The 13102-nt window shown below is 65.7% G+C and carries 13 protein-coding genes; 10 read left to right on the forward strand and 3 right to left on the reverse strand.

Annotation, left to right across the window (positions count from 1 at the left end):
- The first annotated feature begins 63 nt into the window (after positions 1-63).
- The 3 genes from RIdsm_RS15490 (at position 64) to RIdsm_RS30745 (ending at position 2376) form a co-directional block, all read left to right on the forward strand.
- Entirely contained in the window at positions 64-1044 is a 981-nt protein-coding gene (locus RIdsm_RS15490) for an arginase family protein (RefSeq protein WP_057816194.1), read from the forward strand.
- Between the two features lie 14 nt (positions 1045-1058).
- Positions 1059-2105 carry a zinc-dependent alcohol dehydrogenase family protein gene (locus RIdsm_RS15495; RefSeq protein ID WP_057815821.1) on the forward strand — a complete coding sequence of 349 codons (1047 nt, stop codon included), beginning with the start codon at positions 1059-1061 and terminating at the stop codon, positions 2103-2105.
- Between the two features lie 142 nt (positions 2106-2247).
- The gene (locus RIdsm_RS30745; RefSeq protein WP_268793838.1) at positions 2248-2376 is read left to right on the forward strand and encodes a hypothetical protein; all 129 of its coding nucleotides are present in this window, start codon (positions 2248-2250) and stop codon (positions 2374-2376) included.
- Positions 2377-2451: 75 nt separating this feature from the next.
- Here the strand turns inward: RIdsm_RS30745 and ndk are convergent, their stop codons facing one another.
- Positions 2452-2874 (reverse strand): nucleoside-diphosphate kinase, encoded by a 423-nt coding sequence (gene ndk / locus RIdsm_RS15500; RefSeq protein WP_057815819.1) that lies wholly within the window; start codon positions 2872-2874, stop codon positions 2452-2454.
- Positions 2875-3009: 135 nt separating this feature from the next.
- Between ndk and RIdsm_RS15505 the strand changes: the two genes are divergently transcribed.
- From RIdsm_RS15505 to RIdsm_RS15520, 4 genes are all read left to right on the forward strand, one after another.
- Positions 3010-4863: an ABC-F family ATP-binding cassette domain-containing protein gene (locus tag RIdsm_RS15505; RefSeq protein WP_057816193.1), complete on the forward strand. Its 1854-nt coding sequence runs from the start codon at positions 3010-3012 to the stop codon at positions 4861-4863.
- Positions 4864-4983: 120 nt separating this feature from the next.
- Positions 4984-5613, forward strand: a complete 630-nt coding sequence (locus tag RIdsm_RS15510; RefSeq protein ID WP_057815817.1) for a MarC family protein — start codon at positions 4984-4986, stop codon at positions 5611-5613.
- Between the two features lie 37 nt (positions 5614-5650).
- Positions 5651-6232 (forward strand): retropepsin-like aspartic protease family protein, encoded by a 582-nt coding sequence (locus RIdsm_RS15515; RefSeq protein ID WP_057816192.1) that lies wholly within the window; start codon positions 5651-5653, stop codon positions 6230-6232.
- A 47-nt stretch (positions 6233-6279) separates the two neighbouring features.
- The gene (locus RIdsm_RS15520) at positions 6280-6510 is read left to right on the forward strand and encodes a hypothetical protein (RefSeq protein WP_057815815.1); all 231 of its coding nucleotides are present in this window, start codon (positions 6280-6282) and stop codon (positions 6508-6510) included.
- Between the two features lie 89 nt (positions 6511-6599).
- On the opposite strand, the gene RIdsm_RS15525 is transcribed toward RIdsm_RS15520, so the two are convergent.
- Positions 6600-7058 (reverse strand): DNA polymerase III subunit chi, encoded by a 459-nt coding sequence (locus RIdsm_RS15525; protein ID WP_057815814.1) that lies wholly within the window; start codon positions 7056-7058, stop codon positions 6600-6602.
- On the reverse strand, positions 7058-8530 hold the full coding sequence (locus tag RIdsm_RS15530; protein WP_057815812.1) for a leucyl aminopeptidase: 1473 nt from the start codon (positions 8528-8530) through the stop codon (positions 7058-7060). The genes RIdsm_RS15525 and RIdsm_RS15530 overlap by 1 nt, the downstream gene beginning before the upstream one ends.
- Positions 8531-8660: 130 nt before the next feature.
- Between RIdsm_RS15530 and lptF the strand changes: the two genes are divergently transcribed.
- From lptF to RIdsm_RS15545, 3 genes are read left to right on the forward strand one after another with little or no spacing between them, the layout of a single operon-like run.
- Positions 8661-9806 carry an LPS export ABC transporter permease LptF gene (gene lptF / locus RIdsm_RS15535; RefSeq protein WP_057815809.1) on the forward strand — a complete coding sequence of 382 codons (1146 nt, stop codon included), beginning with the start codon at positions 8661-8663 and terminating at the stop codon, positions 9804-9806.
- Positions 9803-10894 (forward strand): LPS export ABC transporter permease LptG, encoded by a 1092-nt coding sequence (lptG, locus tag RIdsm_RS15540; RefSeq protein WP_057815807.1) that lies wholly within the window; start codon positions 9803-9805, stop codon positions 10892-10894. The genes lptF and lptG overlap by 4 nt, the downstream gene beginning before the upstream one ends.
- Complete coding sequence (locus RIdsm_RS15545) at positions 10891-13092, forward strand: LPS-assembly protein LptD (protein WP_057815805.1); 2202 nt, start codon at positions 10891-10893, stop codon at positions 13090-13092. Before lptG ends, RIdsm_RS15545 begins: the two co-directional genes overlap by 4 nt.
- The last annotated feature ends 10 nt before the right edge of the window (positions 13093-13102 follow it).

Here is a 13102-nt window from a genome sequence, read left to right on the forward strand (position 1 = left end):
GCTTCATCTTGCTAAAAATACTCAAATCCCCCGGCATGCCACATGGCGCAGAGGGCCTCCGAGATGACCGACCGTTACCAGCAATCGATGATGGACAACCTTTACTGGTGGGGCATTCCCACCATGTTCCGCTGTCCAAACGAGGGCCCCGAGGGGCAGGATATCGCCCTTGTCGGCGTGCCCCATTCCACCGGCAACGGCACCACGGAGCGCGATCAGCACCTCGGCCCCCGCGCGCTGCGCCATGTCTCGGCAGTGCAGCGGCGGGTGCATTCGGTCTTCGGCGTAGACCCTTGGAATGACGTGAAAATCGCCGATATCGGCGACGTGCCCTTCCCGCGCGCCAACGACAACGAAGACTGCATCGCGCGGATCACCGAATTCTACGAAGGCATCGACGCCGCCGGCGCCCGCCCCGTGTCGGTCGGCGGCGACCACTCCATCACCGGCGGCATCGTGCAGGCGCTCGGGCGCGACAAGCTGGCCGGGGGCGAGCCCGTCTCGTTCCTGCATCTCGATGCGCATACGGATGTGTTCACCAAGGTCGATCACTTCCTCGGCGCCGAGAAATCCGCCGCCCATTGGGGCGCCTACCTTGCCGACCAGGGCGATGTGGACCCGACCCGCTCCATGCAGATCGGGCTGCGCGGGCATCCCCGCAGCCTCGACTGGCTGCAACCGTCCTACGATTACGGCTACAACATCGTCACGATGCGCGACTTTCGTGAACGAGGTCTTAACGACGTGGTTGCACAGACCCGCGAGGTTCTGGGCGACCGGCCGGTCTATATCACCTTCGACCTCGACTGCCTCGACCCCACTGTCGCGCCCGCCGTCTCGAACCTCGAGCCCGGCGAGAAGGGTTTCGACATCGACGAGGCCGTGGGCATCCTTCGCGCCGCGAGGGGGCTCAACGTGATCGGCGGCGACGTTGTCTGCATGATGCCCACGAAAGACTCGCCCAACAACATCACCGCGTTGACAGCGGCCGCGGTGATGTTCGAGATGATCTCGATGATCACCGAGACCATCGTCAAAGCATAAGGTTAAGAAAGCGTATGAAAGCCGCCCTGATGACGGAATACGACGCGGAGCTTCCGCTCGAAACCGTCCCCGACCCGACCTGCCCCCGCGATGGCGTGGTTGTCGCCGTGCGCGCCTGTGGTGTCTGCCGCTCGGATCACCATGCCTGGAAAGGCGCCGACCCGGACGTGGCGCTGCCGCATGTCATGGGCCACGAATTCGCCGGCGACGTGCTGGAAGTCGGTTCGGATGTGCGCGCCTTCGACGTTGGCGACCGGGTCACCGCCCCCTTCATCCTCGGCTGCGGCACCTGCCCCGATTGCCGTGGCGGCGAGCCCACGATCTGCAACCACCAGGAAGTGATCGGCTTCACCGGCTGGGGCGCCTTCGCCGAGCGGGTCGTCATCCGCAACGCCGATTTCAACCTCGTCCACCTGCCCGAAAACGTCGGTTACACCGCCGCGGCCGGCATGGGCTGCCGCGTCACCACCGCCTTTAGGGCCGTGGTCGACCGGGGGCGCCTGCAACCCGGCGAATGGCTGGCGGTGCATGGCTGCGGTGGCGTGGGGTTGTCGGCGATCATGATCGGCGCGGCGCTCGGCGCGCCGGTCGTGGCGGTCGACATCAACCCCGACGCGCTGGAGATGGCCAGAAACTTCGGCGCCACGGCGACCGTCAACGCGAGTGACGGCGACACCGGCGCGGCGGTGCGCGAGATCACCGGGGGCGGCGCCCATGTCTCGATCGAGGGGCTGGGGATCACACCAACCTTCGAGACCTCCCTGCGCTCGCTGCGCAAGATGGGGCGGCACGTGCAGATCGGCATGCCGGTGGGCGCGCACGCCACCCCGCCCCTGCCCTTGCTCGAGCTGGTCTATGCCCGGCAGCTGACCCTGCACGGCACCCGCGGCATCGGCGCCACGCGCTTTGCCGCGCTCTTCGAGATGATCGCGGCGGGGCGGCTTGACCCCTCCCGCCTTGTCACGCGAACCATCCCGCTCTCCGGCGCGGCGGCGGCCCTGCGCGAGATGGACAGTTTCCAAACCAGCGGGGTCACCGTGATCGATAGGTTAGATTGTTGATAATTCAGCAACAAAGCCACGGTTCTGACACAGGTTTGCTGTGGAAAAGTCTAGAAATGAGCCGCTCTTTATGAAACCTTTGTGACGGGGGCGCCCGTTGGCGCAGGTCAACCGGCGCTCTGTAAAGAGTAGGGAGCCGACCATGGCCAAGACAGCGACACCGCCGCCGGATACGGGTAAGCCCAAGCCCCAGAACCCGACGAAAACCACACCCAATTCACCGCGCGTGACCGCGACCACCCGCGTCTTCAACGATTTCGCGGCGATCTGAGCATCGCGCGGAAAAGAAAAGGCCGCCCCCTTTGACAGGCGCGGCCAATCCGATCGGTTCTGAAACGGGCGGCGCTTAGCCGACCAGTTCGAGACCCGAGAAGAAATAGGCGATCTCGACCGCCGCGGTTTCCGGTGCATCCGAGCCGTGAACCGAGTTTTCGCCGACGGATTCAGCGAACTCTGCCCGGATCGTGCCCGGCGCCGCATCTGCGGGGTTGGTGGCGCCCATGACGTCACGGTTTTTCGCGATGGCGCCCTCGCCTTCCAGCACCTGCACGACGACCGGCGCGCTGGCCATGAATTCGCACAGCTCGTCGTAGAACGGGCGTTCCTTGTGGACGGCGTAGAACACGCCGGCCTGTGCCTTGGTCAGGTGGATACGCTTCTGCGCGACGATGCGCAGGCCCGCATCCTCGAACTTGGCATTGATCTTGCCGGTCAGGTTCCGGTTGGTGGCATCGGGTTTGATGATGCTCAGCGTGCGTTCGACAGCCATGTCAGCCTCTTTTCCTTGGGTTATGCGCGCGGGGGCAATACGCCCGCGCCGAAAGATCGCGGCTCCGATAGCATGGGGGATAGTGTTTGAAAAGCCGCGATTGACCCTCGCCCGTGGATGGGGCATGCGGGGGCCATGCTGCGGATTGACGACATATCCTATTCGGTGGCGGGCCGCCCCCTGATCGAACACGCCTCGGCGGTGATCCCCGAGGGGCACAAGGTGGGCATGGTCGGCCGCAACGGCACCGGCAAGACCACGCTCTTCCGGCTGATCCGGGGCGAGCTGGCGCTGGAGGGGGGCGAGATCACCCTGCCCAGGCGCGCCCGCATCGGCGGCGTCGACCAGGAGGTGCCGGGCAACGAGGTGTCGCTTCTCGATACCGTGTTGAAGGCCGACACGGAACGCGCTGAATTGCTTGAGGAATCCATGACGGCGACAGAGGCCGGAAGGATCGCCGAGATCCAGACGCGGTTGGCGGATATCGACGCCTGGTCAGCCGAGGCGCGGGCCTCGTCGATCCTCAAGGGCTTGGGTTTTACCGACGAGGAGCAGGCGATGCCCTGCTCGGCCTTCTCGGGCGGCTGGCGGATGCGCGTGGCGCTGGCGGCAGTGCTGTTTTCGGCGCCTGACCTGCTCCTGCTCGACGAGCCGACCAACTATCTCGACCTCGAAGGCGCCTTGTGGCTTGAGAGTTACCTCGCCCGCTATCCGCATACCGTGCTGATCATCAGCCACGATCGTGGCTTGCTGAACCGGGCGGTGGGGGCGATCCTGCATCTGGAGGACCGGAAGCTGACGCTCTACCAGGGCGGTTATGACCGGTTTTCCCAGACCCGCGCGGCCAAGCTGGCGGCGGCGGAGTCGGAGGCCAAGAAGCAGGAAGCCCGGCGGGCGCATCTGCAGTCTTACGTCGACCGGTTCCGTTACAAGGCCGACAAGGCGAAACAGGCGCAGGCGCGGATCAAGGCGCTGTCGAAGATGCAGCCGATCACAAGGCCGCAGGAGGCCGCCTTGCGGGCGTTTTCCTTCCCCGAGCCCGAGGAGCTGTCGCCGCCGATCCTGCGGCTGGAGGAGGCCGCCGTGGGATATGACGGTCGGGCAGTTCTGCGGCGGCTCGACCTGCGGATCGACCAGGATGACCGGATTGCCCTGCTGGGCCGCAATGGCGAGGGGAAATCCACGCTTTCCAAGCTGTTGGCGGGCAAACTTGAGGCGATGGAGGGGCAGATGCACGCGTCCTCCAAGCTGCGGGTGGGGTATTTCGCCCAGCACCAGCTCGAGGAGTTGCGCCCCGACGAGACCCCGCTCGACCATATCCGCCGGATGCGGCCGGGCGAGGCGCCGGGCAAGCTGCGGGCACGGCTGGGCGGCTTCGGCATCGGCGCCGAGCAGGCGGATACCGAGGCAGGCCGGCTGTCGGGCGGGCAGAAGGCGCGGTTGTCGCTGTTGCTGGCGACGCTGGATGCGCCGCATATGCTGATCCTCGACGAGCCCACCAACCACCTCGACATCGAGAGCCGCGAGGCCCTCGTGGAGGCGCTGACCGCCTATACCGGCGCCGTGATATTGGTGAGCCATGACATGCACTTGCTGAGCCTTGTGGCCGACAGGCTGTGGCTGGTGAAGGACGGGCGGGTGCGGCCGTTCGACGGGGACCTGGAGGCGTACCGGCAGATGCTTTTGGGCGGGAACGGCGAGGAGAAAACCACGTCGAGACCCAAGGCCGAGAAGCCCAAACGCCCCTCGCGGGATGCCATCCTAGCCATGCGGCAGGAGGTGAGGAAATGCGAGGAACGTGTTGAAAAGCTTCAGGGAATGCGTGATCGCATTTCCACGAAACTCGCCGATCCCGAGCTCTACGACGACGCCCGCGCCGACGACATGGCCGAGTGGCAGAAGAAATATGCCGAGGTCATGAACGGGCTCGACCGGGCCGAGGCGCTGTGGTTGTCGGCGCTGGAAAAACTGGAAAAGGCCGAGCGCTAAACCGGGCCGAAACAACCGCAAATTCAACGTCGGTATAACGTCGGTATTTTGTCGGTATTCCATCGGTGCCAGTGACCGACCCGCCTTTCCCTGGCCCCCGCCTTCTGCAATGGTGACACCATGGATACCGGGTTTCTCATCACCGCCTTCGTGACGCTTGTCGTCATCATCGACCCGGTTGGGATGACGCCCCTCTTCGTCGCGCTCACGCAAGGCATGACCAACGCGCGGCGCCGGGCCATCGCGCTGCGCGCGTGCATCACCTCGGCGCTGATCCTGGTCGTATTCGCCGCCTTCGGCGAGGCGGTGCTGGGCTTCATCGGCATTTCCATGCCCGCCTTCCGCATCGCCGGGGGCATTCTGTTGTTCCTGACCGCGCTCGACATGCTGTTCGAGCGCCGCAGCAAGCGGCGCAAGTCGCAGGCCGACGAGGCCGAGGAGGAGGATGACAGCGACGACCCCTCGATCTTTCCGCTGGCCATTCCTCTCATTGCCGGGCCGGGCGCGATTGCCTCGGTGATCCTGCTGGCCGGGCAGCGGCCGGGGCTGGAGGGGTTGGCCTGGGTGATCGGCGTGATGCTGTCGGTGTTGGTGATCGTCTTCGTGCTGTTCCTGACCGCGGGCCTTCTCGAGAAGGCGCTGGGGCGGACGGGGATCAACGTGGTGACCCGCCTGCTTGGCATGCTGCTGGCGGCGCTGGCGGTACAGTTCGTGCTTGACGGGCTGCGCGGGTTCGGGCTGGCGGCATGACCTTCCCAACCACCCTGCCCCCGCCTATATCGGACCCATGAGCGAATTCGATTATGCCCGCGTCTTCTACCTCGTGCTGCTGGGCGGCGCGGTGGTGCTGTGGTTCTTTGCCCAGAACCGCGACTCCCTCGGCAAGGTCACGCAGCAGGCCATGGTCTGGGCGCTGATCTTCGTTGGGGTGATCGCCGCGGTGGGGCTTTGGGGCGATATCCGCAACACGGTGATGCCCGGGCAGGCCGTGGTCGCCGAGGGCGGGCGGATCGAGCTGCCCCGCGCCGCGGACGGGCATTATTACCTGACGGCGGATGTGAACGGCGAGGCCATTCGGTTCGTGGTCGATACCGGGGCGAGCCAGATCGTGCTGACCAAGGCCGACGCGCGGAAGGCCGGGCTGAACACCGACGACCTGGCTTTCGTGGGCCGGGCCTATACCGCCAATGGCGAGGTGCGCACGGCGCCGGTGCGGCTGGAACGGGTCGCCGTGGGGCCGCTGGTCGACGAGGATGTGCGGGCGGTGGTCAACGAGGGCGAGCTGGATCAGTCGCTTCTGGGGATGGAATACCTGCAGCGGTATTCCAGCGTCGAGATCACCAACGGGACGCTGGTTCTCACGCGCTGAAGCGGCTTTTACCGCGTCTTAACCATGTTCGGGGCAGGCTTTGGCCCATGGACAATCGCAGTTCTCCCCTCTCGCCCGAGCTTTGGCTCAACGATCTCTTTTCCTGCAAGGCGGTGCAGCAGGGCGGCGTGATCCGCCGCAAGGCGCGGGATGTGGAGCGGTTCGCGGGGATGGAGACGTTCCTCTCCGAGGTGCGGCGGCGCGGGTTCCGCGTGGCGGCGAATGGCGGGCAGATCGTGATCTTCTGCAACCGGGAGCCGGTGAGGTGGCTCGACTGAGGGTGCGGGGGCGTTTTCTTGAAAAGAAAACGGGTCGAAATCTTTAAAAGATTTCGATGCCCGGCGCGCGAGGTATCGCGCGCAAGCCATTATTTTTCCGCCTTTTTCTCCCAACGGCCAGACTCTTCCGACCAGTATTGCGCCGAACAGCCGGCATCCGTGAGCGCCTTCCACTGGCCCCGCGCGGTTTGCAGCGCCGCCTCGTCATTGCCGTCGAAGAGCACACAGACCCGGTCGAGGCGCTGCACCTCGTCCGCCGCCACCCCGGCGCCGTCGATGGTCATGATGCAGTGCGGGTCGTTGGGGCTTTCGGTGCCGGTCGTCAGCAGGATCGGCTGGCGCGCGGCATGGGGCGCGGTGGCAAGGCCGTGGGGGAGGAAGCCCTCCTCCGGGCCGAGCCAGAGTTTCTCGTCGAGCCATTCCATCCGCGCCGGCGTCGTGCCGCGCACCGCGACCCGCCAGCCCGCCTGTTGCGCCTTGCCCAGCAGCATGGGCAGGGTCGCCTCGAGCGGGCGGCGGGTGAGATGGTAGAAATAGGCGGCCCCCATCACTTGCCTTCGTAATTGTCCGCGATCATCCGGTTGAGCGCCAGCACGCCCCAGCCCGACGAGCCCTTGGGGGCATAGGTGGTGTCCTCGCCCACGCGCGCCACGCCGGCGATGTCGAGGTGGATCCAGGGCGTGCCTTCCTGCACGAAGCGCTGGAGGAACTGCGCCGCGGTGATCGAGCCTGCCGGGCGGCCGCCCACGTTCTTCATGTCGGCGATAGAGGATTTGAGCTGCTTGTCATAGCTGTCGCCCATCGGCATGCGCCAGGCGCCCTCGCCCTCGGCCTCGGCCGCCTTGAGAAAGCTGTTGCAGAAGGCGTCGTCGTTCGAGAAGACGCCGGCCTTATCATGGCCCAGCCCGATGATGATGGCGCCGGTGAGCGTGGCGAGGTCGACGATGCCGGAGGGCTTGTAGTTCTCCTGCGCGTACCAGAGCACGTCGGCCAGCACGAGCCGGCCCTCGGCGTCGGTGTTGATGATCTCGACGGTGTCGCCCTTCATCGACTTCACCACGTCGCCGGGGCGGGTGGCGCGGTCCGACGGCATATTCTCGACGAGGCCGACGAGCCCCACCACGTTGGCCTTGGCCTTGCGGGCGGCGAGCGTGTGCATGACGCCGGTGACGACGCCGGCGCCGCCCATGTCCATGGTCATGTCCTCCATTCCGGCGGCGGGCTTGAGGCTGATGCCGCCGGTGTCGAAGACGACGCCCTTGCCGACCAGTGCGAGGGGTGCGTCCCCCTTGGCGCCGCCCATCCATTCCATGATGGCGAGCTTGGAGGGGGTGGCGCTGCCGTGGCCGACGGAGAGGAGCAGGTGCATGCCCAGCTTGCGCATCTCGTCCTCGTCGAGGATCTTGACCTTCAGCCCGGATTTCTCCAACCCCTTGATCCGGTTGGCGAATTCCTCTGTGGTGAGGTGGTTGGCGGGCTCGGAGACAAGGTCGCGGGTGAGGAAGACGCCTTCGGCCACCGAAAGGTGCGGCGCGACGGCGTCATTGAGCTCGTCGGGCTTGCCGGTCATCACGGTGATGCCCTCGGGCGCGTCGCGCTCGGCGGTCTTGTGGGCGGTGAACTCGTAGGCGCGCAGGACGAGGCCCAGCACCATCTCGTCGGCCCGGCGCAGCGGGCCCGCGAGGACCAGCAAAGCCGCGTCGCCCTTGTTACGGCCAAGCGCGACACCGGCCTTGCGGGCTTCGGCCACGTCGGCATTGCGGGGCAGGCAGACCACGTCGAGCGCCTCGGCCTTCATGCCGGTGGGCCAGGCCAGCGTCTTGACGTCGCCGGGTTTCATCTTGCCCCAGCTTTCGGCCTCGGTCATGCGCTGCACCGCGCCCTTGGTCTGGCGGTTGGCGCGCCGCGCGCCGGGGTCGAGCTTGCCGTCGGGGGTGACGAAGATGGCCACGCGCCCCTCGAATTCGGCGATCTGTTCGATATCGGTTTCGGTGATGGTCACGGCGGCGGGGGTGGTCATGATCTGCTCCTGATATCCTCTGGTTTGACCAGAGTCCTAGCGCGGGTTCGCCGGCTTGGCCAGTTAGCAGTTTTCCCCCGTGATCAATTCCGATAAGTTACCCGAAAAGACGAACCGGGGGGTTTAGAGCATGACCAGATTCGACAGGTATATGCTGTCGCAATTCATGGTGTTGTTCGGATTCTTCTCGCTGGTTCTGGTCGCGATTTTCTGGATCAACAAGGCCGTGCGGATGTTCGACCGGCTGATCGGCGACGGACAGCCAGCCTGGGTATTCCTTGAATTCACCGCCCTCACCCTGCCCGGGGTGATCGGCATGGTGCTGCCGATCGCGGCCTTCGCGGGGGCCGTCTATGTCACCAACCGGCTGTCGACGGAAAGCGAGCTGACGGTGGTGCAGGCGACGGGCTATTCGCCGTTCCGGCTCATTCGGGCGGCGGCGGTGTTCGGGGTGATCGTGGCGCTGATCATGTCGCTTCTGAGTCATTACCTGATCCCCACCAGCCTGAGCGAGCTGCGCCAGCGCGAGGCGGAGGTGCGGCAAAGCATCTCGGCCCGGTTCCTCGAGGAGGGGGAGTTCCTGCACCCTGCCCCCGGCATCACCTTCTACATTCGCGACATCAGCCCCGAGGGCGAGCTGCGCGACGTCTTCCTGTCGGACCGGCGCGACCCGGACAGCCCGGTGACCTATACCTCGACCCAGGCCTACCTGGTGCAGGATCCGGGCGGCACGAAGCTGGTGATGGTGAAAGGGCTGGCCCAGACCCTGCGGCCCGACGGCAAGCGGCTTTTCACCACGCATTTCGACGATTTCTCGTATGATATCAGCCGGCTGATCGCGCGGAACCCGACCGGCCTGAACAAGGCCGAGTTCGCCCATACCGCCGACCTGATCCTGCGGCCCGACGAGATATCCGAGCAGACCGGGGCCAGTCTCGACGAGCTGCAGTTCATCCTGCACAGCCGCTTCACGCAGGCGCTGATGTGCATCGTGGCGGCGATGATCGGCTTTGCCACCCTGCTTCTGGGCAGTTTCAGCCGGTTCGGGGTGTGGTGGCAAATCTTGATGGCCTTCGTGATCCTGGTGGTGATCAAGCTGATCGAAAGCAGCGTCACCAGCATGGCGATCAGCGATTCCACGAAATGGCCGTTCATGTACCTGCCCGCGGGGCTGGGCTTCCTGACGACACTGGGGCTCTTGAATTTCGCGGCGCGGCCCGGCCTCTTGCGACGGCTCATACCCAAGCGGCGCAACGCGGCGGGGGGCGCGGCATGACCCTCGACGCCTATTTCGCGCGCAAGTTCTTCTGGTCGGTGATGCTGGTCTTCTCGATCTTCCTGGTGCTTCTGGCGCTGATCGACCTTGTCGACGAGCTGCAGGATTTTCCCAACCTGCCCTTTGGCAGCGTGCTCGAGATCGTTCTGCTGAACGTGCCCGCGGACAATTACGAGATCCTGCCGCTGGTGATCGTGCTGGCGACGACGGGGCTTTACATCCGGCTGGCGCGGTCGTCGGAGCTGGTGGTGGTCCGGGCGACGGGGCGGTCGGCGCTGCGCAGCCTAGCCGCGCCGATCATGGTGGCGCTGATGCTCGGCATTCTCGCGGTGACGATGCTGAACCCGATCGTGGCGGCCTCGTCGAAGCGGTACAACGACCTGGTGAACAGCCATATCGGCGGCGGCGCGGCGATCCTGGTGATTGCATCCGAGGGGCTGTGGCTGCGGCAGGGCAGCCCCGAGGGGCAGACGGTGATCCATGCCGAGCGGGCCAGTTCCGACCTGACGGTGCTGTTCGACACCACCTTCATCGACTTCGACCCCGACGGCCAGCCCGCCCAGCGGATCATGGCCAATGCCGCGCGGCTGTCGAAGGGCGAATGGATGCTGTACGACGCCAAGATATGGGACCTCTCGCGGGGCGAGAACCCGGAAGCCGCCGCCGAAACTGCGGAGACGATGCGGCTTTCGTCGGCGCTGACGCAGGACCGGATCATCGACACGTTCGGCAAGCCCGAATACATCCCGATCTGGGACCTGCCCCGCTTCATCGACCAGCTTGACCAGGCGGGCTTCTCGGCGCGGCGCTACGCGATGTGGTTCCAGATGGAGCTGGCGCGGCCGCTGTTCATGGTCGCGCTGGTGATGATCTCGGCCGCCTTCACCATGCGGCACGCCCGTCTGTCGAACACGGGAATCTCGGTTCTGTCGGCCGTGCTGCTGGGATTCGGCCTGCACTACATCCGGAACTTCGCCCAGATCTTGGGGGAAAATGGCGAAATACCCATACTTCTTGCGGCTTGGGCGCCACCTGTGGCCTCAATACTATTGGCGACGGGCATCCTTTTGCATATGGAGGACGGATGAGGGGTGCTGCCGCAATATGTCTCCTGGTGCTGGTCATGGCGCTGGCCCGGCCGGGTGCGGCCACGGCCCAGGCCGGCACGGGCACGGATGCGCCGCCCCCGCCCGCCGTCCTGGTCGCCGACGATGTCTACATGGAAGGCAACGAGCGGCTGGTCGCCACCGGCAATGTCGAGGCGCTCTATGACGGCACGCGGCTGCAGGCCGAGGGGATCATCTATGACCGGGCCGAAGACAAGCTGATCCTGAGCGGGCCGATCGTCATTCATGAAGGGGGCGAGTCGGTAATCCTTGCCTCGTCGGGCGAGATGGACAAGGACCTGCGCGCGGGCATCCTGCGGGGCGCGCGGATCGTGATGGGCGATCACGTGCAGCTGGCCGCGCAGGAGCTGAACCGTTCGGCCGGGCGCTACAACCAGCTTGTGAAGGTCTCGGTCACCTCGTGCCGGGTGTGCGAAACCGGGCGGCCGCCGCTCTGGCAGATCCGGGCGCGGCGGGTGATCCACGACCAGGAGGAAAAGCAGCTCTATTTCGAGGATGCGCAGTTCCGGGTGATGGACACGCCGATCTTCTACCTCCCGCGGCTGCGCCTGCCCGACCCGTCGCTGGAACGCTCGACCGGCTTCCTGGTGCCGTCGCTTTACAACTCGTCGCTGCTGGGCACGGGCCTTCGGGTGCCGTATTTCATCCGGATCGGCGATCACAAGGACCTGACGGTGACGCCGTTCATCACCTCGAAAAGCTCGACGCTCGAGCTGCGCTACCGGCAGGCCTTCCGCAATGGCCGGATCGAGTTCGAGGGGGCGATATCGGACGACAATCTCGGCTCGCGCAGCCGGCGGGGCTATATCTTCGGCGAGGGCGAGTTCACGGTGCTGGGCGACTATACCCTGCGCTTTGACATCGAGACGGTGAACGACGACACCTACCTGCTGGATTATTCCTATTACGAGAAGGACCGGCTCGACAGCGAGCTGGAGATCGAGCGGGCCAAGCGCGACAGCTATGTGCGCGGCGCGATCACCTATTTCCACAGCCTGCGGGTGGGCGAGCAGAACAGCACCCTGCCGACGCTGGTGACCAATGCCGAGTGGGAGCGGCGGATACACCCCAACTGGGCCGGCGGCGGCGAGATCCGGCTGGGGATGCTGGCGCATTCGCATATCCGCTCGTCGGGGCTGATCAGCGACGGGCCCGATATCGACGTCTGGGCCGACGGGCGCGATGTGGGCCGCATGACCGTCAGCGCCGACTGGCTGCGCAACTGGACCCTGCCGGGCGGGGTGTTGGCGCATGTGCGCACCGGCGTGGCGATCGACCATTTCGAGATCCGGCAGGCCGGGCTGACCAGCCTGTCGGAGGCGACCGAGGTCTCGCCCACCGTCGAGCTGGAGCTGCGCTGGCCGCTTCTGAATGCCGGCAATGGCCGGGCCACCCACGTGGTCGAGCCGATCGTGCAGTTCAGCTGGGTGGGCGGCAGCAACCCGTTCATCCCCAATGACGAGAGCACGCGGATCGAGTTCGACGAGGGCAACCTTTTCTCGACCTCGCGTTTCACCGCGCCGGACCGGCGGGAGCGGGGCATGATCGCGGCCTATGGCGTCAGCTGGACCCGGTTCGACCCCACCGGGCTTCAGACCTCGCTGGCGATGGGGCAGCTGGTGCGCGACGAGATCCAGCTGGAAACCAACGGGCTCGACAGTTTCACCAGTTCCTCGGGCCTGAATGGCAAGGTGTCCGACGTGCTGGTGGCGGGACAGGTGAAAACCGGCAACGGGCTTGTGCTGACGGCGCGCGGCCTGTTCGACGACACGTTCAACACCACCAAGGCCGAGGCGCGGGCGAGCTGGCAGAACAGCCTGGCCAGCCTCAGCGCCACCTATATCTGGCTGGGCCGCGACCTGGCCGAAAGCCGGGCGACGACGATCTCGGAATGGGCGTTCGATGCGTCCTACCGGCTGTCGCGGCACTGGACCGGCAGCGCCAACTGGCGCTATGACGTGGCCAGCGACGACAGCGTGCGCGCCGGCCTCGGGGTGACCTACACGAACGAATGCGTGGAAGTCCGCCTTGCGGCCTCGCGCCGGTTCACGTCTTCAACGATCCTTGCGCCCTCGACCGATATCAGCTTGACGGTCGGGCTCAGGGGCTTCACCACAAAGACGAGCGACAAAAGCTACGTCAGATCTTGTAACAACTAACCCGAATGGA

The organism is Roseovarius indicus (assembly GCF_008728195.1).
Taxonomy (GTDB): domain Bacteria; phylum Pseudomonadota; class Alphaproteobacteria; order Rhodobacterales; family Rhodobacteraceae; genus Roseovarius; species Roseovarius indicus.